Genomic DNA, 26,480 nt, shown 5'->3' on the forward strand with positions numbered 1-26,480 from the left:
CCGAGTGCTTACCACTCAGCCGTATGCCTTATTTGGGTTTAAAAACTCCACTGATATTGATCGGCCAGCAGCTTGAGGCTCATGACCAGCGACATGACCACCACCAGCGGCTTGATGATCTTGCTGCCCTTGGTGATCACCAGACGTGAGCCCAGAGTCGCCCCGGCTGCCTGCCCTGCCAGCATCACCAATCCCAGCAGCCACACCACCTTGCCGCCGAGGGCAAAAAAGATGAGCGAAGCAATATTGGTAGAAAAATTCAGTACCTTGGCATGAGCCGTCGCCTTGGCCAGGCCGAAACCCGCCAAAGACACAAACGCCAGGGCAAAGAAGCTGCCGGTGCCCGGGCCGAAAAAGCCATCATACAGACCCACCCCGAGTGCGGCGGTAAAGGCAAATACCCCTGGGGTCAGAACCCTGGCACGGTCATCTTCAGTAATTTTCTTGGAAAACAGGAAGTAACAACCAATAGCCAGGATAAGAAACGGCAGCACCAACTCCAGCACACTGGCATCTATCAGCTGAACCAGAACCGTACCGACTGAGGCGCCGACAAAGGCGCAGCCAATTGCCAGTTTCATCTCCCCCAGCTTCACCATCCCCTTACGCACAAAGTAGAGACTGGCGAAGAAACTGCCACCACAGGCCTGTAGCTTGTTGGTGCCGAGTGCCGCCGCCGGAGGCAGTCCGGCCCACATAAGCGCCGGAATAGTCAACAGACCACCGCCACCGGCGATAGAGTCAATAAAGCCCGCCACCAGGGCGACAAAAAACAGAACCGTAGCCAATTGCAGAGTGAGTTCAAATGCCATTTTTTATGTTGTCGAATACAGAGTTGAAGGATTGCTATTAGACGCAGTTTGCCCCCAAAAGGCAAAGGAGTTATTCTCGCCCATGTGTGAGATTTTCTCACATAAAAAACAGCGGAGAAAACATGCTTCAGGAATTACCTCCTCTCAATGCCCTGCGTTCATTCGAGGCAGCGGCAAGGCTGCAAAGCATCACTCTGGCGGCGCAGGAGTTGTATGTGACCCACGGTGCCATCAGCAAACAGGTGCGCCTACTTGAGAACTTCCTGGGGTTCAGCCTGTTTGTGCGTCAACACAGGCAACTGGTGCTCACAGACGAGGGGCGACAATACCTGCCACAGGTGCAGGCAGCACTGCAGACCCTGGCCAATGCCACCGCCGAGCTGAAACGTCAAAGCCTCAAGGCGCAGACCCTGGCCATCAATGTGTTACCCAGCCTGACCATCAACTGGTTGATCCCGAGAATGGAGGAGTTCAAGTCACGCTTTCCACAGCTGTATGTGGATCTCACTATAGGCGACTTCGCTGTCGACTTTGCCAATGGTCGCTACGACATTGCCATTCGTTCCGCCACCAGCGAGCCTCAGGGGATGAATGTGATCAAACTGATGGATGAAGAGCTGTGCCTAGTATGCTCGCCGCTGCTGGCCCCTGAATTGAAACGGCCCGAGGACATCAACCAGGTGACGCTGCTGAAGCACACCACCCGTCCAGAGCTTTGGCCTTACTGGGCCAGGCAACTGGGGATAACATTGACCACAGAGCAGAAGTTTGGCGTCGAGCATTTCTATATGCTGAGTCAGGCCGCCGCCAGCGGCATGGGGGCGGCGCTGATCCCGCGTTTCTTTATCGAAGATCAGCTCAAGGCCGGCACTCTGGTGATCCCCTTTGACGCGCCCTTTGTCAGCCCCTACAGCTATTATCTGTTAACCCCCAAGTCCAGCAGCCTGCCACGTAAATCGGCACTATTTATCGATTGGCTGCTGTCTGAGTTTGCGCCCTACCGCTTGAAGCCAAACAGTGGCAAGTAGTCGGCATTGTCCGCCAGACTGACCTCAAAGCGCAGCACTTTGTGGCACATGGCAAACAAAGACCCTCCCAACCAACGGGGATCGAAGGCATCAAGAGCCCTGAGCATACCCGCAGGGCCTGCATCGCCCTTGAGCTCTATAGGGGTCAACACATCAATAAAACTGGCCACCAAACCATAGAGATCCCGTTCGGCATCCCCTTCAAGGGCCCAGAGATCCGGGTCGGCATATTGAGCAGCATAGTGTCTGGCCGCTATGTCCTGACCCAGGCCAAAGTTCAAAAGCACGGCGCTATCGCCATTGCAAACAATATTCTTCGGGCAGATGGCACGATGGAAAATATCCAGTCTGTGGAGGTACTGCAGTGCCGTCAGCAACTGCCGAAACCAGTCTATCACCTGTTGCGGCGATTGGATCTCGGCGCAATCCAAAGCAACTCCCCGCTCCCAGGCCCTGGCAATGAAGACCCTGTCGCTGCCGCCAAGTTCGCCAAAGGCCAATACCCGCTCCACATTGGGGTGATAAATGCGGCTCAGGCTGCGGTATTGATGATTTAGACCGGGCCAGTCCTGCTGCAAAAAGCGGTAGACAGACAGCCCGACATCGAACTGTCCCTGAAGGTGAGTGGCGCGCCAGAGTTCAATGTGAGCTGCCTGATAGATAACTTCTTCGAGGCGGAAGTGATGATCGATAACGCTGCCCTCGGCTATCTCTGTATCGCTATCCAGGCTGTCACAGACTCCAGTTTCGATAAGCGCACTGAGGTCGGCTCTAAGCTCATCAAGATCCGCGCCCCGCCCTGTTGCAACTCGCTGGAACCAGAGATAGATACGTGGCTGATGAGTGGCCAGCGCCAGGGGCAAGAATCGCTCGGCATAGCGCCTGAGATCCTCGTCGATACTGATGTCATCACGGATATCGATAAACTCGACTTCGCCATCATCACCGATAAACAGGCAGTGCTCATCCCAGCCGCCGACACAGATATTACGCCGATGAATTTGCGACAGACTGGTGGCACCGCGGCGCAGTATCTCCAGCAGTTGATAGATGCTGAGCCGCTCGATTTCCAGCAGATGAATAGGCACACCTCTTGGCATGCGAATAGGCAACACCAACTGCTCGCCATCCTGAATAAGGGGCGCAGAGTAAGGCACGCCGCTGCAGCCGGACAGTTTCTGTAACCGCTGAAACTCACCCCGCAGTTGCTCTTCATGCTGTCTTGCTTCAGAAAGCTGCTCGAAATGAGTAGGGATCAGAATTTTCAGCAGCCAAGGCGCGGTCCAGCCGCCGGGATTATACTCGGCCTGCCAGACTTCGAGGCCGCTTTGCAGGAACAGGCATTTGAGCTTGATAAAATCCTGTATTTTATTGTTGCGTTGTTCCACCAGGGCCACCTGCCCCAGAGTGTCCAACACCGCCTCTTTCTGACGCTGATTGATCTGGTGCTTATGGGGAGCCGTCAGGCCCCACTCTTTGGTAAGCGCAGCGATGATCTGCCTTGGGGTATAGATGCTCAGGGCACCGTCCTGCTTCTCCAGCTCTATGGCTTCGCCCTTGTGACCTGTTACAAATACCATGCCTTGGCACCAGGGAGCATAGACACCGACCGGGATCTTATTCTTCAGCTTACCGGCCAAAACTCTGGCAACATAATTGGCCTTGGACAGGCTGTTGTCCACCTCGCGACCATCCAGCGACCAAGCGTGCAGACCGGCATTGAGTCGGCCGATATAGCCTTTGACATCGATGACATACACGCCCCACTCGCCGACCACCAGAGCATCCACCTCCATCGCTTGCCCGGACTGAGTCGGGATCTCAATATTGGTCAGCAGCAGATAATCTTTGGGTAACTCATCACCCAGCAGTTCAAAGGCCCAGCGCTCGGCGTCGTTGACCGGGGTTCCAAAACTGATGTGTTTGGCCATATCACTCTCCCTGAGATTGGCAATCCGTGAGTGCAGAATAAAAAGCCACCCAAATTTGGGTGGCTCAGGAAAAATTCACTTATCTTCAGTGGTGGCAGTGCTCATCACACTCGTGGTCATCATCGGCAAACTCGTCATCGCCGTCCTGATGCTGCATCACGCCCCAGCCATCTGTCATGCCGTCAAACTCGGCAGCAAAGCTGTTCAGCTCAGTTTCGCGCGCCACCAAAGCCTGATACTCGGGCACCATATTGATGCAGACAATCAGCTCCCACTTTTCAATCTCTTCGTTGAACTGCAGCTCAACTTCGCCTGCCTGCCCGGATTGACTCAGGTCTTCCAATGCCGATTCAGCGTCGCGCTGATCATCAAACACCAGGAAAAAGTCCACATCCAAAGGCTTGCTCAAGTCGATACCCGACTCCTGCATTGCCTGCAGCATCTTGCCGTTGTCATCATCTGGAAATTGCATTCTGTTCCCCTTGCGCTTATTGCGCCGCCACTATTTTAACCGTTTCGCCGTTGAAGCTGACCAGATCGCCCGGCAGCAGTTTCTTGCGCTTGCGGGTTTCAACCTCGTTATTGACCAGCACCAGCCCTTCGGCAATTGCATGCTTGGCCTCGGCGCCGGCACTGGTCATGCCTTCTGCCTTCAGCACCTTATAAAGCTCAATATACTCATCGCCGCTATTGAGGGTGAATTCGCTCATTTTCTGTGTCACTGTGACCTTGCCTTGCTGGAATTAACTCGATTTGGGGCGGATTATAGCAGCAAGCATCCGCTTGGGGGAGAGAAGTCAACGACGCTCATCGCTGAGCAGGCCATAGGCCCTGTCATCCACCCAAAGATCGCCGATACGGAAGTTGTGCCGCAATATTCCCTCAAGCTCGAAGCCACATTTCTCCATGACCTTGGCCGAAGCCAAATTGTCATTGGCGCAGTGACCGATGAACTTGTGAATATTGAAGCTCAAACAGCCCCAATCTATTACCCCGCGCAGCGACTCTGTGGCATAGCCCTTCCCTTGCATATCCGGATGCAACAGGTAACCTACCTCGGCCTGCGCCAGCTCAGGATCGACACAGTAAAAGCCGGTCAAGCCGACAAAGCAGTCGCTGCCCAGTTCTTCAATCACCAGCGTCAGCCAATCCCCGGACTCGTAACGCCAAGGCTGGCTTCGCTGCTCAAACTTGGCTTTAATCTGCTCCTGCGGCTCCGGCTCACGTACAAAGCGGCCCACCTCAGGATCGCAATGCAGCGCCAGAAATGCCGGCCAATCTTGCGCCGTCAGAGTCCTGAGCCTGAGTCTATCGGTATAGATTTCTATCACTTGCTTAACCCGTGCTAATCGCGACTGGTAACTTCAAGCAGGTGAAAACCAAAAGCGGTTTTGACCGGCCCCTGTACTTCATTAAGCGGCGCGCTGAATACCACTTCATCAAACTCACGCACCATCATACCCGGGCCGAAAGAGCCCAGCTCACCGCCTTGGGCTCCTGAAGGGCAGGCGGAATGTTTACGGGCCAGCTCGGCAAAATCGGCGCCATCAATAATCTGTTGTTTCAAGCTGGCACATTCCTCTTCGGTCTTTACCAGTAGATGTCTTGCTGTTGCCTGCACCATAATTTGCTCCTCAGTAATCTTGGCCAAGTGGCCTTTTTCGGTGGTTCACCGAACAAACCCAGCCAGTATAATATCATTCTGTGTCAGAAGTTAACTGACACAACAATAATGGCAAGCCTTGAGTTGAAAATGAAAAACGCCGTCTGATGGCGGCGTTTTTAGTTTGCTTATCAAAGACTCGACTTAAGTCTGGTCTCAGGCTGATGCTTTCTGCTTCAGCTGTTTTTCTATCCAGAGATCTATCTTGGCTTCCATCACCGCCATGGGTAAGGAACCCGTGGTGAGAATTTGATCGTGGAAGGCCTTGAGATCGAAGTCGTTCCCCAGGGCTTTCTCGGCCCGGGCTCTAAGCTCCAGGATCTTCAGCTGACCGACTTTATAAGACAGCGCCTGACCAGGAATTGCCATATAGCGCTCCACCTCGGCGATAATGTCGCTTTCTGCCAGCGGAGAGTTGTCTTTCATATACTGAATCGCCTGTTCACGGCTCCAGCCCTTGGCATGCAGGCCGGTATCCACCACCAGACGCATCGCCCGCAGCATTTCATCCGAGAGCTTGCCGAAATACTGGTATGGGTCTTCAAACAGCCCCATCTCTATTCCAAGATATTCGGCATAGAGGGCCCAGCCCTCTTCAAAGGCGGTGTAACCGCTGAAACGCTGGAACTCAGGCACGCCCTGCAGCTCTTGCTTGATGGCTATTTGGAAGTGGTGACCCGGCGCCGCTTCATGCAATGACAAAGTGGTCATGCCCCACTTGGGCTGAGCTTTCAGGTTATAGGTGTTGATGTAAAACACCCCTGGACGACTGCCATCGACGGCCGGTGCTTCATAGGAGGCTCCGGCGGCCGATTTTTCACGGAAGCTTTCAACCGGCTTAACTACATAGTCGGCCTTGGGCATCACATTGAAGTAGCCGGGCAGTACGGCATTGATCTTGTCCTTGAGCACCATATAGCCGTCAATTAAGCCCTGCTTGTCACTGAAGAAGTACTCTGGCTCGGATGACAGTGAAGCAAAGAAGGCCTTGAGATCACCTTCAAAACCCACTTGCTGGCGCACCTTGTCCATCTCATCGAGGATCCGCGCCACTTCCTTGAGGCCGATTTGATGAATATCGTCCACCGCCATAGTGGTTGTGGTATGGGCATTGGCCAGATGTTGATACCAGACTTTACCGTTAGGCAGCGCCCACCAACCGTCAGTGGCCCGCGAGGCTGGCAGATAGGTTTGCTCAAAATATTGCTTGAGTGAGGCGATAGCCGGCAGCAACTCTTGGCTGATCATCTGTTGATATTCCTGCTCAATCAAGGCACGCTCGGCGGCATTGAAGCTCTCGGGCATCTTGGTCACCGGGGCGTAGAAGATACTGTCTTGAGGTGTGTCCACCAACTGCGCCTGCAACTGAGGGATAAGCCGCTCGACCAATACCCGTGGCAGCACAACCTTGCTGGCAATGCCCTCATCCATACGCTGTTTCGCCAGCTCAGTCCATTTGACAAAACCTTTCACCCTTTGCTGCCAGTTGGCGTAATCCTGCGGGGTATTGAAAGGCTGGGCGCTCTCACCGCTGCCAAGCTGCACCATGGTAATCACTGTGCTGTAGAACTGGCTTATTGGCATAAAACGGCTGGGGAAGGTTTCATCCACCAGCGCCATGTCCCTGTCATAGACAAACATGTCGTAACTGAGTTGCAACTGTTCGGGCAAGGCTTGTCTATCTATGGTCTTGGCCTGGGCGGCGTAGCGGCTATTGAGTTCATGGCGCTGTTTGAGGTAAGCCTCGGAGAGGTCGCCACCGAAGGTATCGTTATAATCATTGACCCCAACAAAGGTAGCATAGATGGGCTCAAGCTTGAGGTAGTCCTTGAAGAACTGATCCACCATGGCGAGATAAGCCTGCTCTGCCGTTTGTGCCATTGCCGCAGCGGGCTGTTGCTCCGCCTGTGGCTGAGTCACTAAAGTGCTCTCCTCTTTGGAGCAAGCGCTCAACGCCAAAATAATAGAGCACAGCAAAAACCCTTTTTTCATTGTCGTTATTCTCCTGTCACAACTCAGTAGATGGATTGGTTAACTATACTTGTAGCAGTCACTAGCTCGGAGCCAACCCATGATTTATTCCTTCAGTAACTCGGGTTTCAGGGATCCGGAAACCGCGGTCTATAACCGGACCTATTTTATGGAAGTCTTTCACCGTGAATGGTATCGCCATCTGCGAGATCACCAGAGTCTGGCGCTATTGTATCTTTGCCCTCACATACATGAAACAGTTAACCAACCTCACCTGCTGGAATTCTTTGCCAAACAGGTGCAGGAAGCCTTACTGCGCAATACAGATCTATTGGGGCGCATGAACCACCATCTGTTCGCCCTTGGTCTGTTCAACGTCGATAAAATGGGGACAGAGAAAGTGATTGAGCGAATTAATGAAAAGCTCAAGGCCTTCAGCGAAGAGTACAGCAAGTTTCATCATCTTCGGCTCGATTATCGCCTGGCGGCCTGTATTTGCTTACCCAACAAAGAATTGAAACCCGAAACCCTGTTTATTGACGTCGAAACCTTGAGCCATCAGTTGGAAGAGCAGGACAGCGCCCTTTCAAGGGTCAAGGAAGTTCATTGACACTCAGACAATAAAAAAGCCCCTTGCGGGGCTTTTCACTGACATCACATTAGAGCGAAACGTTGTGGATCCGCGCTTTCTCTTTTATGTATGACAGGTAGCTGGTGGCGCTACGTGCAGTCTTGGAATCCTTGGAGGCCAATTCGGCACGGCGGTAAGCCGACTTATAGTCTTTCAGGTTCAAGTAGGCCAGTGCCAGCTCAAACTGAGCTTCGCCTGGGTTTTGCAGTCCGGCATCCAGTGCTTGCTTGAATACCGGAATCGCTTCCTTGAACTGCTGATCCAAGGCCAGCAGACGGCCTTGTTTCAGATACAGCTTGCCATCGTTACCGGCAGCAGCTGCTTGACCATAATAGGCCGCGGCCTTCTTCAGCTCCTTGGCGTTGTGGAAGAAACCGGCCAACATAGACAGGTTTTTCTCATTCTTTTCGATAAGCCCTTGTTTCATATGCTTCTCGAAAATCACAGCGCCGCGATAAGCCGAACCTTTGGACGCCAACAGTTGCGACAAACGAGTGATGTTATCAGCGGTTTCCAGGAAACCGTTCTGATAGGCCAGATCGTAAGTCACTGTTGCCTTGTCGAAGTCCTCGGTCAGCAGATAGAGCTGAGCCAACTGAACCCAAAGACGCTTATCGTCCTGAAACAGGGGTACCATAGTTTCCAGAACACCAACCGCTTTCTTGTACTGCTTGAGGTTGAAGTAAGCCTGGAACTTAAGCTGGTAAAGGTTCTTGTCAGGCTTTTCCGCCAGTGACAAACCTTTGTCCGCTGTTTTCAGCACGTTTGGATAGTCTTTCAATTCTGTATAGGCAATACCGATACGACGGTAGACCACAGGATCTTGCTTACAGGAGAAGTCCATCCACTTGTTATAGTAGGTGATAGCTTCTTTAAACTTCTTCTCCTGCAGCAGCAGATCCGCATACAACTTCAGCGTTGCACTGTGGTCGGTTCCGCCGAGGATATCGGCTTCTACCGCCTGCTTCAGGTACTTGATGGAGGTGCCCATCTGACCTTTTTCAGCGTAGAAGTTACCCAACATACGGGCGATATAGGCCTTGTCGAAGTCGTTACGGGCATTGGCTTCCAGCAATACGGCGATTGCTTCGTCCAGATTACCGTCCTGATAGGCTTCAAAGGATCTCTGCACCTTTTTGGCAGCAGTTTGACCCACAGCCTTGGCCTGACGCTGGTCGATAGGACACTTCTCAGCGGCCTGGGCGATTGGGGCCAGCAGCACTGCACTGCCTGTCAAAGTCAACAGCATGGCTGCAGCAAGCTTATTCACTTTTTGCATCTTATCTGTCTCCTTGGTTCAGGGTGAAGTCCAGCTGAACTGTCATACCGGGTTGCTTCATCGGCTTACCGTCAACAATCTTCGGCTTGTACTTCCACTTCTTCAGTGCACGAACCGCTTCACGATCAAAGATCCTTCTCGGTTCAGCCTGGATAACTTCAACATCATCAACACCACCGAGTTCGTTGATGGTAAAGCGAAGTTGTACCCAACCTTCTTTACCGTCACGCGCCGCAGCAATGGGATACTGAGGTTCAATCCGCACGATAGGTGTTGCATCACCGTCACGGGTCATCATGTTGCCCAGCTTAAAGCCTGTGCTTGGACCGCCTGCTTCTACTCCACCCATATTGAATGACATATTGGTATCAATATCAGAAGAGCTATCCGGTGGCGTTTCCGCTGGCTTCGGTGGCTGCTCTGGTGGTGGGGGGGGCTTAGGTGTCACCCTTGGTTTCTTCTGTGCCTTCGAATCCTGCTTGTCCATTGTGATCTCGATAACTGGCGTTTCGGCTGAGGTGTCGCCGCGTTGTGCGCCACCTCCGACCAGGAATGCCATAAACCAGAACAGACCAAAAGTCACAGCAGCACCAATAATGATAGATACTAGTGCTCTTAACATATCAGTCGTTCCCCGCAGATACCGAGACCTTATCAATACCAGCAGCCTTCACCTGATCCAGTACCTTAACAACCAAGCCGTGTTGGGCTTCTTTGTCTGCCTGGATCAGAACGGCGGCTTCTGGTGCCTCCGCCAACATACGTTCTACGTTAGCGGTTACTCGTTCAATATCAACCTGACGGTTTTCCATCATGATCACGCCGGTTTTACTGACGCCGATAAAGATGTTCGCCGAAGGTTTTGAAGTCGCTGTGGACGCCTTGGGTTTGTTGTAGTCCAAACCGGATGGCTTCACAAACGAGGTGGTCACAATGAAGAAGATCAGCATGATGAACACGATGTCGAGCATCGGGGTCATATCGATCTGTGCTTCCTCTTCTACACTGGAATGCTTCTTACGTGCCATGTTCAATCTCTCTCTAGTGGTGTGGCAGGCTGTCTTTCAGCTTTTCCAAGCTGATTTTCATCTTGGCGTCCAAACGAGTGCTAAAGAACACCCCGGACAATGCCGCGACCATACCAGCCATAGTTGGCATAGTGGCCATAGAAATACCAGCTGCCATCAGACGAGCATTACTCGTCCCCTGAACTGCCATAACATCGAACACTGAAATCATACCTGTCACTGTACCCAGCAGACCTATCATAGGGCAGATGGCTACCAGTGTTTTGATGATCAGCATACGTGCATTCATATCTTGCTTCGCTTGGGATACCCAAGCTTCACGGATACGGTGTGCATACCAGGAAGTCGTTTCCTCCCTGGCATTCCATGCGGCAATAATGTCTTTATGATTCTTTGGTGATACCCAGTTCAGATACCAGAATCTTTCAAGCATCAATACCCACATGAGAAACAGCACCGCCGCAACAAGCCAGAGGACGTCGCCTCCGGAGGCCATGAAGCCCCTGACGGAATCCCAAATGTCCATCAGGTATAGCATCATTAGTCAGCCCTCTTCTCTGCGTGTTCAGCAATGATACCGGCACTTTGCTCTTCAAGGATTTGAACAATAGACTTACTGCGAGCCACAACGATGGCATGACACAACATCAGTGGCAGAGCCGCGATCAGACCCTGTACTGTAGTAACCAGTGCCATAGAGATACCACCGGCCATCAGTTTTGGATCGCCAGTACCGAACAGCTGGATGCTCTGGAAGGTTGCAATCATACCGGTTACGGTACCCAGCAGACCCATCATAGGAGCGATAGCCGCCAATACTTTGATGATGGAGATACGTGTTTCCAGCGCTGGTGTTTCTTTCAGGATGGCTTCATCCAGTTTCAACTCCAGAGTCTCAACGTCAACATCTTTGTTCTCTTGGTACACTTTCAGTACACGGCCCAGAGCGTTGTTACCTGGGTTGGCAACATTCTTGGCCTGAGACTTAACACGGGCACCGATAACAGTCAGAGTAACCAGACGCTCCAGAGAGATCAGCAGACCCAGAGCCAGCAAGGCAATGATGATGTAACCAATGGTACCACCGGCCTCGATACGGTCTTGGAAGCTGGCCTTCTGAGTGAAGATGTTCAGCAGAGTACCGCGGGCAGGGTCAACATACAGCTTGGCTGTACCTGAAGTGGTCTTTTCGAAGTCGGCGATAGGCTTAACCTGATAACCTTCAGGCTGCTGTGACAGCTCCTGGATCAAACCCAGCTCGTGGTTCAGAACCACGTACTTGTTGTCAGCCAACAGGTTAAAGGCACCGATACGGTAGATGGTGGTGTTTTTCACGTTACCATCAATGTCGGTTACAGAACCTTCGAACTTAACCACTTTGCCAGACTCGGCCATTTCGAACAGTTGCTCTTCCCAGAAGCGCTCCAGTTCTTCAATCTTAGGCAGTTGCTTACGGGCACCCAGGTCTTGAACGAACTTGTCACGTCCTGGATATTGAGCACTGACGTTGGAGTTGATCAGCTTGCCGGCGAAATCGCCTGCTTCACCTTTAACCACACCAAACATTTCACCCAGGTCACCCTGAGCGGTTTTCAGATCTTCTTCGAGCTGAGCAATCTTACGCTCGTTATCGAGGAAGGCCTGGTTCAGGTCTTTACCACGCTGAGTTTCAGCAGCCAGCGCATCTTTTTCACGTTTCAGCAGAGCAGCCTTGTCGCCACGCTCGGCTTGGAACTCTTTCTCACGCTTGGCGTTGATTTTACCTTGAGCGGCACGCTCAACTTTAACTTGCTGCAGCAGTTGGTCAATCGTCTTAGGCGCCTCGGCGGCACTGGCCATACCGGCAGACAGTGAAAAACTGGCAGCAACGACGGCGGTAGTGATTAGCTTTTTCATTATTGTGCAGCCTCCGCAGCTGGAATTGGTAGTGCGAACAGATCCAGAGCCCCTTGTTTACGGGCGATACGAATACCCTTGGTGATGTCACGCAGGTAGCTGTCATCCAGCTTATCCCAGCCCTTGGTTTCAGGGTTGTACATCCAGGCAGTCTTCTGGTCCAGGCTCTGAGCGTACAGAGCTACGCGGCCCAAGCGGAAGAAATCAACCAGCACTTCTTTACCATCAAGATTCAGCTTACCGGTTTCAACGTCAACAAAGCTGCCGTATTCACGCTCGATGCTGTAAGCATCCAGGATCAGACGAAACTTTTCAGCCAGAGTCACTTCGGCAGTGTTAAGCAGGTCTTTGAGGTTTTTAACGCGCTGTGCACGGTCTTCAGATTTGAATGGCAGATCCAGAGCCACGAATTGCTCCAGTGCATCAACCATCTTAAACATCAAAGGAACAACACCCTGACGCAGTTTGTCTACGCCATTGATATCGTCCTGAATGGATTTCATTGTGGCTTCCTGATCAGCGACCAGTCCAGCCAGATAATCATTGTAGGCTTTGAGAGATTCACGCTCGTCAGCAACGGCGGAATATTCGAAAAGCATATCTTGAGCCTGGTCAAAATACTTATCGATCTTCTTCTGTGACGCAACGGCGTCTGACTGCAGACGACCCGCGGCTTGTTGCGCGTCGGTAAGAGGATCTGCAACGACTAAGTTGCTGCTGGCGAGTGCCAGCGCGCCAACAAGCGCAGAAGCGATTTTTGTTCTATTGCTTACCTTGGACATAGTTCCCAACCAATTTGAAGTGATTAAAAAGGTTTAACTTTTCAGCAACAGTGCCCCGAATATCCCTATTTCAACGGCAGGTGGTGCTATCAAGTATGTCTTTCTCTTGTGATTGTTAGTTTTTTATCTTCCCTTTCCTATGCCCCTGAAGGCATAGACCCGCTGGCATCATTTCACAAAATGTTGACCTGTGTCAACATTTGAAATGAGACGAAAACGCTGGAAACTAAGGCTAACTGTGTGATTAATCATCAATGGCTTTTTTTTACATTTAGTGATCAATTGTCAGCCATCTTCTTGAACGGTGAATAACGGTAAAAACAGCACTAACTAATATTTAACCTTATGATTTATATAATTAAAAAGCATAAGTCGGTGCGTTATGTTTTATCAATCTTGAAAGAATTCAATTCTGTCGAGCGATGGCAATACACTTTTTCCAAGTGATTACTGTCCTTGGGAAAGCGGTTTAACCACAAAGCCGTCTCCCCTGCTCTCTTGCCATGAAATCAATTGGCAGCCCGGGTCGACTCCAGTTGTTACGCAATAGTGTTTTGTCAATTTGCGACTATGTCTTACTTATATAGAGAGTTTAAAAAGTAAAAACCCCGGAAAGTATCCCGGGGTTTCATTCAATGAAGCTGATTTAATTCATCCAAAGATGAAATCTGCCATTAGAACTTCATGCTGGCACGAACGAAGAAGTAGCGGCCCAACATATCATAGGTATAAGGGTCGGTATTCGAGTCGTTGTTACCTGTGTAGTATGGAGGCTCTTTGTCGAACAGGTTGTTGACACCACCGGATACGCGGATGCGGTCGGTGATATCGTAAGAACCCGACAGGTCATGGTAAACCACACTGTCAACTGAAGGCGCGTAGCAGCTGCCATCGTCGTTCTTACAAGCAAATGAATCCATACCGTCTATATAGCGGGCTTCATAAGTGACAGTCCAGTCATCACCGGCTGCAGTGATGTTCAGGTTGCTCTTGAACTTGGCATAAGCACCCACACCACCTGTGATGTAACCACGATAGTCAACCGCATTACCATCCGGGTCAAACTCTTCATACTCGCTCAGGATAGAGCTGTCCCAGCCGGCTTTCCAGTCCAGACCGAAGGCATTGAATACGTAGGCAACGTTGATATCGTAACCAGAGGTATTGGTAGCACCTATGTTCTGCAGACCGTTGTCGAACTTGATACGACCACTATTGTCGATTTCGATGTTGGAAGACTGACACAGCGCAGTGCCTGTGTTGATCTTGTTGCCACCGGCATCCAGACACTGGTTGGCAACATAGTTGTTGTCAACTGAAGTAATAGTGTTGGAGATCTCGATGTCATAGTAATCGACGGTCAGAGACAGACCTTCTACAAAGCTTGGTGAATACACCAGACCCAGAGTAGTGATATCAGCTTCTTCAGGGGTCAGCATTTCGTTACCACCAACAGTCACTTCAGCCTGGTCCTGATCGGTGGCAGGGTGAACTATCTGTTCGAACGATGGTGACTTACCACCGTACAGTTCATATACAGTTGGTGCACGGAAGGCTGTAGACATACCACCGCGGATCATCAGGTCATCATATACACGCCAAGTCAGACCCAGTTTCCAGGTAGTATCATCACCGAAAGTGCTGTAGTCGAAGTAACGCATAGCGGCACTCAGATCCACTTGTTGTGCCAAAGGCAGCTCGCTCAGCAGTGGGATTGCCAATTCTGCGTAGAATTCGTTAACGCTGAAATCACCGGCAGTTGGCTCAACACGAGGATCGTTTGCCAGCCCCTGAGAAGTCAGGGAATCCGGAGTATAATGAGCCGCTTCTTTACGGTGCTCATAACCCGCTGCAAAGCCCATCATACCGGCAGGCATTTCAAACAGATCGCCGGACAGAGTCGCTGCAATCACATCCAACTCACTGCCACCGCTGTTCACTTCGGTATAGATGTATGGCTTGATGCTTTCACCTTCCCATGAAGATTGCAGGAAAGGATCGAAAGTGCCTTCGAGTACCGCAGCGTTGATAGAACCTAAGTTGTGCAGGTTAGCCAGAGTATCGGTTGAGTCGTTCTTACCTTTGTTATAAGAAGCATCCCAGGTCCAGCCGTTTTCAAACTCACCTTCCAGGCCAACAACGATACGTATGGTGTCTACTACCTGGTCAAAGTCACGGGTACCGGACTCAACCATACGACGACCATAAGCCAGTTCTTCACCTGGCTGAACCCAAGGCAACAGGTCATCAGTCATCCAGCCGCCGGCTGATTTTGGATTGTAAACCCAGGCATCACCGTTCCAGATTGGCTGAGGCGCCATCTGCTGATTGGACCAACGCTTGGAGTACATGGCTTCGGTGAAGAAGCGAATAGATTCGGTCAGTTCATAAGTACCGGCCATGGACAGGTTCAAACGCTCCATTGGCGTCGACAGATAGCTGTCCTTGGCGTAGTTGTATCTGTCAGCATCACCGAACTCGTGGTAGGTACCACCCAGGCCACTCAGATCGGCCTCAGACATGCCATCAAAGTACTGGAACTTTGGCTTGCCTTCACCGTTATCAACATATTCACCATAGTAGCCCTTGTCACCTATGGCATAAGCACCATCTGGACCTGAGCCAACAATACCAAAGTTGTTGTCACCCCAGACATGGCCGCCTTGAGAGTAGCTACTACCGCCACAGTACAGGCTACGGTCCCCTTTTGGACCTGTCTCTGCAATCGGACAGTTGGAGAAATCGCGATCTGCCTGGCTGGCATCACCGCGCTTGGTGTACTGAGCATTTACTACGATATTACCTTTCTCGAAGGTGTTACCCAGAGTCATGTCGATGCTGGACTCGTCGGCATCGCCTTCTCCGGAAATACCGGTCTGAACGTTGATTTCAAAACCGTCGAAATCTCTTTTCAGAATGATGTTAACCACACCGGCAATCGCATCGGTACCATAAATGGCAGAAGCACCATCTTTAAGTACTTCGACACGCTGGATCATGGAAACTGGGATAGTGTTAAGGTCAACAGAAGAAGCTGCACCGGTACCGGATGCAATCATACGACGACCATTCACCAGAACCAGAGTACGGTTGTCACCCAAACCACGCAGGTTGATACGAGAGTTACCGCCTGAGCCGTTGTTGATACCGGCGTTGGTCATGGCGCCACCGGCAGAGGTCATTTTCTGCAGAACGTCATCAATGTTAACGGCACCTGACGCTATGATAGATGAAGCATCGATCACGCTAACAGGGCTTGCTGTTTCCATATCGGTGCGCTTGATGCGAGAGCCTGTAACCTGAATACGCTCTACATTGTCAGCACCCTCTTCGGCCGCCAAAACGGTTGGAGCGCTAAAAGCAGTCGCTGCAACACCACCAACCAATGCCAGACGCACTGCGTTGGTTAACGAATTATTCTTATACATACTTATCTCCCTTTCGACATCTTGTGTCTTGGTAACGGATCCGAATGCTTTGCCCGGATCCTTTAGTTGTTTGCAGGTAGACATAAGTTAACCAGCAACAATTTCACGCAAATAAAATCACATAACAAACATTTTATCAACATTTGAAACGTTAATATTGCATATAAAATTAACAACAAAAGAGAGAAGGTATTATTTCACTGAGCTTGAATATAACGGCTATCACAGCGGTATTAGGTATTTGGGGTAGTGTTATAACTTGTAACAGCCTGAAGTAAGGGGAGTTTGTCGCGATGCCTTTTCCCACCAAAAACGTAACACATGTGTTACACACCTCTTTCTGGAAAGGAGTGTGAGCACTTGTGTTTTTCCAATAAAAAAGCGCCTTTCGGCGCTTTTTTGAACAGCTTAATCTGTGATCAGAGGGTATAGCGAATACCTATTGCAATGCCATCATCTTCAGACAATTCCATAGCAGCCTCTTCGGCGCCCTTGAAATCAGAGAAGTCTTTACGGCCTTCAACATACAATACGGTATTGGCATCCCATATATAGTGAACACCCATAACCACAAACTGACGCTTGAACACATCACCACCATAAGCCTGCTCGTAAGCATCGCCGGCGTTCAGTAAGTTGTATGAGACAAAGGTACGAATATCATTGTCAAAGCGGTACGAAACCAGAGTTTCAACACCATAAGATTCAGGGATCAAACGCCCCAGATTATCTGTATCGTGGAACTCGTTCTTGTTGACGTTGGCAGCGGCATACAAACCTTGATTATCCCAACCACCCCAAGTAATACCTGCACCATAGATATAGTCAGACTCGGAGAAAGTACTGCCATCTGCGCGGGTCGCTTCAAACTCACCATAGTTATAGCCGGCCATCAGGCTGAGATCTTTGCTGACCGCATAGGTCAAGGCAATGCCATAAGTGTTGTTGAATTCCACCTTGGTGGCGGTTCCGGCAGTCGCAGCAGTGCCGGTAACAGGCGCATGATCCCTTGGCGGGAACGGGTTGGTACCTGAACTTTCATCCATCAGGAAGTCATCGTGCTTCAACTGGGTCTGGATGGCAAAACTGAAATCGCCAAAGCTGTTGCGATACTGAACCGTCTTATCACCACGACCGGTACCATTGATGGCACCATCATCCTTATTGTAGGTATAGACACCGGCAGCGTTACCATCCCACACAAAGCCATAGTTGGTGTTGTACACCACGTCATACCAGGCGCCCCACTGTTTACCTATGGTCAGGGTGCCGTACTTGTCGTGAGAAAGTCCCGCATAACCAAGACGATTGTAGAAGAAATCATCCTGGACTGATTCAAACTTGCTGCTATAGACAATATCGCTGTTACCGAATGGGTTGACCCCCCATTCAAGCATCACAAACGCACTCCAGCCGTGGGTCAGCTCACGTTCAAAGCCAAAATTGATCCTGGAAGCACCATTGACGACTTCCGTTTCACCCTGAGTATTGATTACTCGGGCATCAACGAAACCGCCGATAGAGACTGCATTTTTTTGATCTTTGTAGATTTCAATAGCTTGAACCGATGGAACGGCCAAGAGTCCTGCCAGGACGGATGCGATGAGAGTCTTGTTCATTTGCTGTTAACCTTAAGTGTTTTCAGTCTGCCTACCCCATTCCGTTGTTTTATTTCCTTCCAAGGGTGGCGAAGATTAGCAAAAGGTCAGTAAAGCGGCAAAGACAAAAATCACATTTTTTATTAGTTTTACCTTAAAAAAAACCACAAGAACCGATAAAACCCAGCGATAAAACCATTTATTAACTTCATTAACTTTTTGAAACAAATTAAGCGTCAGATTAAACTCATTTGTCCCGTGCTGATTGATGTGAAACTTTCTTTCATTATGGAAAGTATTGGATCGGCTATCGGCTTAATCTGTCTTTCGATGTAGTAGTCATAATCAATGGCAGAACGCCTGAGGGAAACAGCTTCGGGGCCATTGATTGTTACCAGGTAATCAATCCGGGTGCCCAAACGGCCATAACGAGGGTCGCCGGTCTGTTCCAACAGTTGTCTTGCGGCCTTGACATGGGGTGATGCTTTGGCCTGATAGGCATCCAACTTACGCCTTAGCCGCTTGGAGAAAACAAGCTCGCTATCATAGTCACCGCGTTTGAGCGCTTCTATTTCTGTGGCCAGAAAGCCCACCACATCCAAGCCATTGAACATGCGCCGGTACAGCTCGTACTGCACTCGTCTGGCCAGGGGACTCCAATCACTGCGAACCTGCTCCATGCCTTTGAAGATGATATCCAACTGACCTTGACTATTGCGGCTGGCACCGACATAGCGCTTTTTGGAGCCTTCTTCCGAATCTCTGAGGGTGGGCATCAGAAACTGTTCATAATGGCGCTCAAACTCGAGTTCCAGATGACTCTGCAACTGAAAATGCTCCGCCAAATGCTGTTGCCACTTGGCGGTTATCCTGGCAGCCAACTCCCTGCCGAAGGCTTGCGGATCTGTTATATCATGCTGCTGTCCCAGCCAAACAAATGTCGAATCTGTGTCGCCATAGATGACACTCATGCCTTCGTCCTCAATCCAACGTTTGGTCTGCTGCATGATTTCATGGCCGCGCATGGTAATTGAGCTTGCCAATCGGGCATCGTGGAACACACAGCCCCGAGAGCCCAGTACCCCATAAAGCGAATTCATGATGATCTTGATTGCCTGAGACAGGGGGGCATTGGCTTGGGCCTTGGCGCTTTCCCGCTCTTGGGCCAACTTGGCGATAAGCGTTGGCAAGATAGGTTGTTTGCGACTGAATCTGGCACCGAGAAAGCCGGGAACCGTCTCAACTTCGGGTTCACCCATGCCCTGCACCAGCCCCATGGGGTCGATTAAAAAAGTACGGATAATCGAAGGGTATAGACTCTTGAAGTCCAGCACCAAAATGTCCCGGTAAAGGCCCGGAATGGAGTCCATCACATAGCCGCCGGGACTCTCCAGACCATCACTGGCCGGTGCTGCCGGCGCCACAAATCCGCCGCGGTGCAAGTGTGGCAGGTAGAGATGATTGAACGCCGCCACCGAAGCCCCTACCCGGCCAAACTCCAACCCGGTCAGCTGCGCCCGGGCCAAAGCAAAATTCAATAGATCGGTTTTATCGAAAATATCCAGTACCAGACGGCAATCGGTCAGATTGTAGTGGGCCAATGCCAATTTATCCTCTTGAAAGAGGTGGCTTATCTCCTGACCGCGATCTTCAACTTTATCTATCGCCTTGCCCTCACTCAAGAGTGCGCGGGAGACGAACTCGAGCGAATAGCGCTCAAACTGATAGAAGGCGGCCTTGAGCCAGTCTATACCGTCCAGCACCACTCTCCCGGGCAAGGAGAGGGTTTCCGGTCGATACTTGCCTTCCACCAACCAGGACATGGGCATGCCTGCGCGCCCAAGCCGTGCTTCAATACCATGATGGGCGTATCGTCGGCTCAGCAGTGCCAGGTCGAAATTGACAACCGACCAACCTATGATGATGTCCGGATCCCAGAGACTGAACCAGTCAACCAAAGCCTGCAACAGGGCTGCTTCATCCCTGACCCAGTGGATATAGACAGGCCCGTCCTGGGCTTGGCCTATCATGTACACGCGCTGAAACAGCTCTCCATCGCGGTCACGACCGTAGAGTCCGGCGGAATAGAGTTCACCCTGCATGCTGCATTCAAGATCGAGGGAAATAACAGCCAGACCTATATTGTTGAGCGAGGCTTTCCTGGCGCGACTGGCAACAAACCGTTTCAGTGCGTCGCTTTCTTCGCTGAAATAACCGTAAAACTCGGCATCGAGCGCAATAAAGCGTTCAATCAAGAAACGCTGCTGGGGTTTAAGATCGGCTTCATACAAAGGCATCCCCTGATCCTGGGCCTGCTTTTGCAGCAACCGCATCTGTTGCCGACTGCGACTGTAAAGCGCTGCAACCTTCTCTTCGGCGAAGTTTCTCAGCGCCAGCGGCTGGGCCCTCACCTGGCTTAAACCCTGGCATAAAACCGCCACATCCTGCTCTTTGGCAAAGCAAACCTGTTCCTGCCCCGGCACCTCAACCAACACAGGCCCCTGCTCAGTGGCCAGATAGTACTGCAGGCATAGCCCCTCGTCTCTCTGAGCCAGATGACGAGTAAGAATACGGCCCTTAAGGGTTTGCGGCGTGTTTTGGGGCATGAGTCGGGACAATCGCGTTTTAGAGGTTTATTAGCATAAGAAATTACTGGTAATATATACAGGATAATTTTCCAGAACCGAGTCTCATGCTAGCAGCCCATGTAAAGACCCAGATCCGTGAGATCTACAAGGACATTGCCTCTGCACTGCCCAACTTCCGTTCCCGCCGGGAACAGAATTATATGGTGGCGGAGATCTCCAAGACACTTGCCGGTGAATACGACAAGCAGCGGCGCATCATGGTGATTGAAGCGGGAACAGGTATAGGTAAATCCCTGGCCTATATTCTGGGAACCATTCCCCTGGCGCTAGCCAGCAAGAAAAAAGTCTGTATAGCCACCGCGACAGTGGCGCTGCAAGAGCAGTTGCTGCATAAAGATCTGCCGTTTTTTCTGCAACACTCCAAACTCAACTTCCGTTTCGGTCTGGTCAAAGGGCGTCAGCGTTACGTGTGCCTGGCCAAGCTTGAGATGTTGGTCGGTGATGGCAACGGCAGCCAGATGGCCATGTGGCAGACCAAGCCGGATACCTCACAGGTTGAGCAGTTGCAGGCGCTGCTCAAAGACTATCAGGATGGCCGCTGGAATGGCGAGCTCGATACCCTCAAGACGCCGCTGCCGGACCACCTGTGGCAGCAGATAGCCTGTGACAAACACAGCTGTCATCGCCAACTGGCCAGTCACAGCCACTGCCCCTTCCACAAGGCCCGCGAAGATATTGACACCTGGGATGTGCTTATTGCCAACCATAGTTTGTTACTGGCCGACCTTGAGCTGGGTGGCGGTGTGATTCTGCCGGATCCGGAAGAAGTCTATTACGTTATCGACGAAGCCCATCACCTGCCGAATGTGGCCAGGGATTTCTCCAGCGCCCAGGCCACGCTCAGGGGCGCCTGTGATTGGCTGGAGAAAGTCAGCAAGACCACGGCCAAACTGCAAAACCAAATAAAGAGCAACAATATCATCGCCCCGGCGCAGGCGATGCTGGATCGCATCGAAGAATTAACCGGTCTGCTGAATCAGGTTGCCCACTACTGTGATACCCAACCCAAACTCTTTGCCAACCCGGAAAACCGCCTGCGGTTCGAACATGGCAAGCTGCCGGACGCCCTGTTGATTCAGGCGGAAAACCTGGCCACGGCCTCCAACGATGCCCTCAAGCAATTCAACAAGATGCAGGCTATCCTCAGCGAAAGCGTCAAGGATGGTGAATTGCCAAGGCATCAGGCGGAAGCCCTCTTGAGTGAAACCGGCTTTATGATGCAGCGCCTGGAAAACCTGCAAAAGCTCTGGAAAATGATGGCCAAGGAGGACAGTCCCAAAGGTGCCCCCACCGCCCGCTGGATTGAAGCCCTCAGCGGCAAGCAGCAGGACTACCTTTTCAGTGCATCGCCAATCGAAGTCGGCTATATGCTGGAACATATGTTGTGGGAAAAAGCCGCCGGCGTCGTGCTATGTAGCGCCACCCTCAGAGCGCTGAACCGCTTTGAGCATTTTGCCTATCAGGTTGGCCTGTCACTCAATGATGGCAGTCGCTACCTGGCGCTGCAATCTCCTTTCGATTTTGAAAACAACGCCACTCTCTACCTACCGAAAATGCGCACCGAGCCAACCGAAGACGCCTACACAGAAGAACTCGCCAGCCAGATAAAGCAGTTGGTGGAGGGGGAAATGGCCACTCTGGTGCTGTTTGCCTCATACTGGCAGATGGAAAAGGTGGCCGATCTACTGCGCAACAAGCTGGTATCCGAACCGTTGATCCAGGGCAGTGCCCCACGCCAACACTTGCTCGAGCAGCATAAGCAGAAATGTGACAAAGGCGAGCCCAGCATTATCTTTGGTACCGGCAGTTTTTCCGAGGGTCTCGACCTTCCCGGCGACTACCTGACCAACTTAATAGTGACCAAGCTGCCGTTTGCCGTGCCCACCTCGCCGGTAGAGCAGGCCCATGCAGAATATGTCAAAATGAAAGGCGGTAACCCGTTTTTACAATTGACTATTCCGGATGCGTCACGGAAACTCATCCAGAGTTGCGGCCGCCTGTTGCGAAAAGAGCAGGACTATGGCCGAATAACCATATTGGACAGGCGTTTGGTAACCAAAAGATACGGGTCGTCGCTGCTCGATGCCCTGCCGCCTTACCGCCGCGTTATCGAATGATGCGCTCAATCAGGATGTAAAGTGGATATTCTGCTCGAACCCAGCAGCTGGGCCATATTGGCCGCAGTCGGCCTGCTGGCCGGATTTATTGATGCCGTAGTCGGTGGCGGCGGCCTGCTGTCCATTCCCGCCTTGCTGACCGTGGGCATGCCGCCTCATCTGGCACTGGGGACCAATAAACTGGCGGCCTGCTTCGGCTCTTCCATGGCGGCATTTACCTACTACCGCAAGCAGTTGCTGACGCCAAAGTTCTGGCTGTTCGCCTTTATTGCCACCGCCGTAGGCGCCGTTATCGGCAGTATTGCCGTTTATCTCATCGATACCCGTTGGCTGGAAAAAATTCTGCCATTGCTTATTATCGCCATCGCGCTCTATTCGCTGTTTTCACCCGGAGCCATGGGCTGCAGCCAGTGTAAACCCGTCACCGAAACGCCGGCGAAATGTAAACAGATACTTCAGGGGCTGGGGCTTGGCGCCTATGACGGCTTTGCCGGCCCAGGCATTGGCGCCTTTTGGGCAGTCAGCTCGACCGCCCTTTACCGCCTGCCCTTCCTGCACAGCAGCGCCTTGGCCAGAGCGATGACTTTTGTCAGCAACATCACGGCATTGATGATTTTCCTGCTGCTAGGTAAGGTGCACCTTTTGGTAGGTGTGGTGATGGGCTTGTGTATGATGCTGGGTTCTTATATCGGCGCCCACTCGGCTATCCGCTTTGGAATGCCGTTTATCAGGCCACTCTTTATTGCTATCGTGGTGCTTATCGCCGCCAATCTAGCCTGGAGTGCCTGGTTTTGAACACCAACCAACTGGTACAACGCCTGCGGGAACAACTCAGGCAGTTGGAGCAGGAAGTGCTGCAACATGATGCCTCTTTGCCACCGGCGCAGCGCAAACTGCTGCAGGATACAGAACGCTTCAACAGCGAACTGTTTATTCAGCATGGTGCCCAACTCTATCCCTGCGTGGAACAGCTGCACAAGAGCATAGACCAGCTGGAAAAACAGTTACGCCATCAGTTGGCCCAACACACTATCGCCTTAAGCTGCGAACGTATTCAGGACAGGTTTGTCGCCCTGAAACGGGCCTTGGGAACCACAGGTCTCAACGCCAGGATCCAGAAGCTGCAGCAGGCCAGTAAACGGCAAAGCTACCAACAACGTCAGGGCCGCCGGCATCAGGAAAGTGGTTTTGGCTGGATAGCCGCAGGTGTTATGCAAAACAGCCATCAATTGTACGAAGAGCTGAACAAACATCTGAACTGGGCCAAAAAAATAGAACAAAAGATTGAACAATTGCAATCAAAGCTTGAAAACTGTCATAGTACTGACAAAATCCCCGTCCAGAATGACATCCTTTTGATGCATCGCCGCCTCGGTAAGTGCAGGCAGGCGATCAGCTATATTGAAGATCGCATTCAGGCATTTGAACGTCCGCATCAGAGTTACAATCGTTAAGGAGCAACAATGAAACTACGCTTGACCGCCTCGGCCCTACTGGCCCTGCTCAGCACTTCCTCGGTATTTGCGGCCAATCTGACCATCCCTATGTCTTTTGAGTATCTGGCACTGGATGGCAAGGAAATTGAAACCAGCAACTTCAACCACAAATCTGAGCTGGCACTGTCCGAAGGTGTCCACAAGATTGCCATTCGTTATCATGACATGATCGATGACGAGTTTTCCGACAGTCAGAGCTTCGTTAAGTCTTCTCCTTTCATTCTGACCCTGAAAGCCGAAGGCGACAACGAGTACATCCTCAAGCCTGCCGATGGTGACTACGTCAAGAAGCCCAAAGAGTTTGCCAAAACCCCTCAGGTCGTCATTACCCGCGCCGATAAGGGCCAGGTCAACTACCAGGTGGAACTGACTCAGCTGAAAGAAACCTCGTTCCTGTCACAACTGTTCAGCGGCAACAATGGCCCTGATGTTGAAACCGCTGCCGCAGCCGTAACCGCAGGTAACATGGCAGCCAGTCAACCGGTAGCACCTGTATCCAAACCATCACCCGTCAGCGCCATGACAATGCCAAGCAATGCTCCTCAAGCTGCCGGCCAAAATGGTGACAGTGCCGCCCACGCTCAGCAAATGCTGCAGTACTGGTGGTTACAGGCCGATGAAGCGACTCGCAAAGAGTTCATGAGCTGGGCCATCAAACAGCTCTGATAGATGATCCCTTTGGTATATCACGCCAGCTATTCCAGGCTGGCGTTACCATCCCGGCACAGATTTCCCATCAGCAAATATCAACGCCTGTTTGAGTACCTGTGCCAAACTCCATTTTCCGGGCAATTCAGCCTCTGTTCTCCAAAGCCTGCAAACCAAACTGCCCTAGCTTCTGTGCATTGCCCTCAATATGTTGCCGGGTTTATTCACAATCGACTGGATCCCAAGGCGATGCGCCGCATAGGTTTTCCCTGGAGCGAACATCTACTGACGCGGACACTGCACTCAGTCGCCGGTACCGAGCTTGCGGCGCGAAAAGCGTTCGAGCACGGCATAGCGCTGCATATCAGCGGCGGTTACCATCACGCTCACCAGGACTTTGGCAGCGGTTACTGTATTTTCAACGATCTGGTCTATAGTGCCAGACGCATGATAAACCAAGGACTGGCGGACAAGGTTCTGATTGTCGACTGCGATGTCCATCAAGGCGATGGTACAGCCACCATGACAGTCGGCGATGCGAATATCATCAGTTGCTCAATACACTGCCGGCAAAACTTCCCCGCCCGTAAAGCAGACTCTCACTATGATATCGAGCTTGAAAAAGGCGCTGGTGATGACGAGTACCTCTCAACGCTGGAGCAGATACTGCCTTTGCTGATCTTGACTCATAGACCGGATCTCATTCTTTATGACGCCGGAGTCGATGTGCATGCTGAAGATGAACTCGGCTTGCTGCAGCTCAGCCTTGAGGGCATATTCCGGCGGGATATGAGCGTATTGCGTCATGCCAGAGACGCTGCAATACCAATAGCCTGTGTCACGGGAGGCGGATACTGCAAAGACCCTCTACAATTAACACTCAGACACAGTCAGTTATTTCATGCCGCTGCTATGCTATATCGCTAAAGGCTACAAACCAAATGCTATAAACCAAGCGTAATGCAGCAAAACTTTGGGGAGCGTCACCTATGCAGTTAGAGATCCGCAACTACTACGAAGTGATGTTAATGGAAATCCTCGCTGAAGAGGGATTAATGGACGAGCTGCCGGTCGACTATGTGGCCGATCTGGCTTGTATCACGCTCAATCAACTACCAGTGCGCTACATTCACCATTTGGTAGACACCTATTTCTACGGTGACTATCAAGAGCAAGATAGAATGCGCAACGAAATCTACCAGGCATTAGAGAAATCACGGGCGTTTTTGAAATCCAAACTGCCCCCGAAACTGGAAACCGATCAGCAAGCGCAGGGGTAGCACAGGCCCAGTTATCAAGAAACACGGATAACTCTGGGTTTAAGCCTCACCTGCGGAAATAAAGTCACCGCTCTGCTGCTATTCTTTTACTTCTTGGCTGTCTTGTTTTGGCCGTTAATGAGGTGGTAGCCAAGCCATCGCAGTCCATGTAGCCAGCTGTTTATACCAAACAAAAGTGTTAATGGTAGCCATTGGTGCTTCTTCGCTATAGAGGGGCCGCGCTTCTGGCGCATCAAATATCGTG

General features: G+C 51.4%; 24 protein-coding genes. 8 read left to right on the forward strand and 16 right to left on the reverse strand.

From position 1 onward, the window contains the following. Positions 1-38 precede the first annotated feature (38 nt). Positions 39-812, reverse strand: coding sequence for a TSUP family transporter (locus tag ACF8D4_RS09775; protein WP_044734738.1), 774 nt, complete (start codon positions 810-812; stop codon positions 39-41). A 122-nt stretch (positions 813-934) separates the two neighbouring features. On the opposite strand from ACF8D4_RS09775, the gene gcvA reads away from it, so the two are divergent. Then, positions 935-1,840, forward strand: a complete 906-nt coding sequence (gcvA, locus tag ACF8D4_RS09780) for a transcriptional regulator GcvA (RefSeq protein WP_208162368.1) — start codon at positions 935-937, stop codon at positions 1,838-1,840. Here the strand turns inward: gcvA and ACF8D4_RS09785 are convergent. From ACF8D4_RS09785 to ACF8D4_RS09810, 6 genes are all read right to left on the reverse strand, one after another. Further along, on the reverse strand, positions 1,810-3,771 hold the full coding sequence (locus tag ACF8D4_RS09785; protein WP_392468657.1) for an NERD domain-containing protein: 1,962 nt from the start codon (positions 3,769-3,771) through the stop codon (positions 1,810-1,812). The two genes, gcvA and ACF8D4_RS09785, sit on opposite strands and share 31 nt — an antisense overlap. An 85-nt stretch (positions 3,772-3,856) precedes the next feature. Then, entirely contained in the window at positions 3,857-4,243 is a 387-nt protein-coding gene (locus ACF8D4_RS09790; RefSeq protein WP_093983244.1) for a ribonuclease E inhibitor RraB, read from the reverse strand. 16 nt (positions 4,244-4,259) lie between these two features. Next, positions 4,260-4,481 carry an RNA-binding S4 domain-containing protein gene (locus tag ACF8D4_RS09795; protein WP_037437279.1) on the reverse strand — a complete coding sequence of 74 codons (222 nt, stop codon included), beginning with the start codon at positions 4,479-4,481 and terminating at the stop codon, positions 4,260-4,262. Between the two features lie 87 nt (positions 4,482-4,568). Beyond that, on the reverse strand, positions 4,569-5,102 hold the full coding sequence (locus tag ACF8D4_RS09800; RefSeq protein ID WP_025887157.1) for a GNAT family N-acetyltransferase: 534 nt from the start codon (positions 5,100-5,102) through the stop codon (positions 4,569-4,571). A 14-nt stretch (positions 5,103-5,116) separates the two neighbouring features. Beyond that, positions 5,117-5,395, reverse strand: coding sequence for a peptidylprolyl isomerase (locus tag ACF8D4_RS09805; RefSeq protein WP_025011243.1), 279 nt, complete (start codon positions 5,393-5,395; stop codon positions 5,117-5,119). A gap of 195 nt (positions 5,396-5,590) precedes the next feature. Then, complete coding sequence (locus ACF8D4_RS09810; RefSeq protein WP_107353440.1) at positions 5,591-7,426, reverse strand: DUF885 family protein; 1,836 nt, start codon at positions 7,424-7,426, stop codon at positions 5,591-5,593. A 79-nt stretch (positions 7,427-7,505) separates the two neighbouring features. Between ACF8D4_RS09810 and ACF8D4_RS09815 the strand changes: the two genes are divergently transcribed. After that, on the forward strand, positions 7,506-8,015 hold the full coding sequence (locus ACF8D4_RS09815; protein ID WP_208157231.1) for a diguanylate cyclase domain-containing protein: 510 nt from the start codon (positions 7,506-7,508) through the stop codon (positions 8,013-8,015). 49 nt (positions 8,016-8,064) lie between these two features. On the opposite strand, the gene ACF8D4_RS09820 is transcribed toward ACF8D4_RS09815, so the two are convergent. The 9 genes from ACF8D4_RS09820 to ACF8D4_RS09860 all read right to left on the reverse strand — a co-directional run bounded on the left by ACF8D4_RS09820 (position 8,065) and on the right by ACF8D4_RS09860 (position 20,653). Beyond that, on the reverse strand, positions 8,065-9,315 hold the full coding sequence (locus ACF8D4_RS09820) for a lipopolysaccharide assembly protein LapB (RefSeq protein ID WP_096142242.1): 1,251 nt from the start codon (positions 9,313-9,315) through the stop codon (positions 8,065-8,067). Between the two features lies 1 nt (position 9,316). After that, positions 9,317-9,937: an energy transducer TonB gene (locus ACF8D4_RS09825; RefSeq protein ID WP_025887156.1), complete on the reverse strand. Its 621-nt coding sequence runs from the start codon at positions 9,935-9,937 to the stop codon at positions 9,317-9,319. 1 nt (position 9,938) lies between these two features. Next, positions 9,939-10,343: a biopolymer transporter ExbD gene (locus ACF8D4_RS09830; protein WP_025011238.1), complete on the reverse strand. Its 405-nt coding sequence runs from the start codon at positions 10,341-10,343 to the stop codon at positions 9,939-9,941. A 13-nt stretch (positions 10,344-10,356) separates the two neighbouring features. After that, a complete protein-coding gene (locus tag ACF8D4_RS09835; RefSeq protein WP_081737208.1) occupies positions 10,357-10,884 on the reverse strand; it encodes a MotA/TolQ/ExbB proton channel family protein in 528 nt (175 codons plus the stop codon). Next, positions 10,884-12,239: a MotA/TolQ/ExbB proton channel family protein gene (locus tag ACF8D4_RS09840; protein WP_071237515.1), complete on the reverse strand. Its 1,356-nt coding sequence runs from the start codon at positions 12,237-12,239 to the stop codon at positions 10,884-10,886. The genes ACF8D4_RS09835 and ACF8D4_RS09840 overlap by 1 nt, the downstream gene beginning before the upstream one ends. Beyond that, complete coding sequence (locus ACF8D4_RS09845; protein WP_025011235.1) at positions 12,239-13,021, reverse strand: DUF3450 domain-containing protein; 783 nt, start codon at positions 13,019-13,021, stop codon at positions 12,239-12,241. Before ACF8D4_RS09845 ends, ACF8D4_RS09840 begins: the two co-directional genes overlap by 1 nt. A gap of 674 nt (positions 13,022-13,695) precedes the next feature. Next, complete coding sequence (locus ACF8D4_RS09850) at positions 13,696-16,449, reverse strand: TonB-dependent receptor (RefSeq protein ID WP_107352925.1); 2,754 nt, start codon at positions 16,447-16,449, stop codon at positions 13,696-13,698. Between the two features lie 419 nt (positions 16,450-16,868). Next, the gene (locus tag ACF8D4_RS09855) at positions 16,869-18,068 is read right to left on the reverse strand and encodes a porin (RefSeq protein ID WP_071237516.1); all 1,200 of its coding nucleotides are present in this window, start codon (positions 18,066-18,068) and stop codon (positions 16,869-16,871) included. Positions 18,069-18,283: 215 nt separating this feature from the next. Then, positions 18,284-20,653, reverse strand: a complete 2,370-nt coding sequence (locus ACF8D4_RS09860; protein ID WP_392468662.1) for a DNA polymerase II — start codon at positions 20,651-20,653, stop codon at positions 18,284-18,286. 86 nt (positions 20,654-20,739) lie between these two features. Between ACF8D4_RS09860 and dinG the strand changes: the two genes are divergently transcribed. The 6 genes from dinG (at position 20,740) to ACF8D4_RS09890 (ending at position 26,236) form a co-directional block, all read left to right on the forward strand. After that, positions 20,740-22,812, forward strand: coding sequence for an ATP-dependent DNA helicase DinG (gene dinG, locus ACF8D4_RS09865; protein ID WP_025011234.1), 2,073 nt, complete (start codon positions 20,740-20,742; stop codon positions 22,810-22,812). A gap of 21 nt (positions 22,813-22,833) precedes the next feature. Next, positions 22,834-23,607 (forward strand): TSUP family transporter, encoded by a 774-nt coding sequence (locus tag ACF8D4_RS09870; RefSeq protein ID WP_144133734.1) that lies wholly within the window; start codon positions 22,834-22,836, stop codon positions 23,605-23,607. Beyond that, on the forward strand, positions 23,604-24,266 hold the full coding sequence (locus ACF8D4_RS09875) for a primosomal replication protein (protein WP_025011232.1): 663 nt from the start codon (positions 23,604-23,606) through the stop codon (positions 24,264-24,266). The genes ACF8D4_RS09870 and ACF8D4_RS09875 overlap by 4 nt, the downstream gene beginning before the upstream one ends. Positions 24,267-24,275: 9 nt before the next feature. Beyond that, complete coding sequence (locus ACF8D4_RS09880) at positions 24,276-24,974, forward strand: DUF2057 domain-containing protein (RefSeq protein ID WP_025011231.1); 699 nt, start codon at positions 24,276-24,278, stop codon at positions 24,972-24,974. Positions 24,975-24,977: 3 nt separating this feature from the next. Next, positions 24,978-25,883 (forward strand): histone deacetylase, encoded by a 906-nt coding sequence (locus ACF8D4_RS09885; protein WP_025011230.1) that lies wholly within the window; start codon positions 24,978-24,980, stop codon positions 25,881-25,883. 62 nt (positions 25,884-25,945) lie between these two features. Beyond that, positions 25,946-26,236 carry a late competence development ComFB family protein gene (locus ACF8D4_RS09890; protein WP_093982738.1) on the forward strand — a complete coding sequence of 97 codons (291 nt, stop codon included), beginning with the start codon at positions 25,946-25,948 and terminating at the stop codon, positions 26,234-26,236. Positions 26,237-26,480: the final 244 nt, after the last annotated feature.

Origin of the sequence: Shewanella sp. YQ_9 (genome assembly GCF_043103185.1) — a bacterium.
In the GTDB taxonomy this organism is placed as follows: Bacteria; Pseudomonadota; Gammaproteobacteria; order Enterobacterales; family Shewanellaceae; genus Shewanella; species Shewanella algae.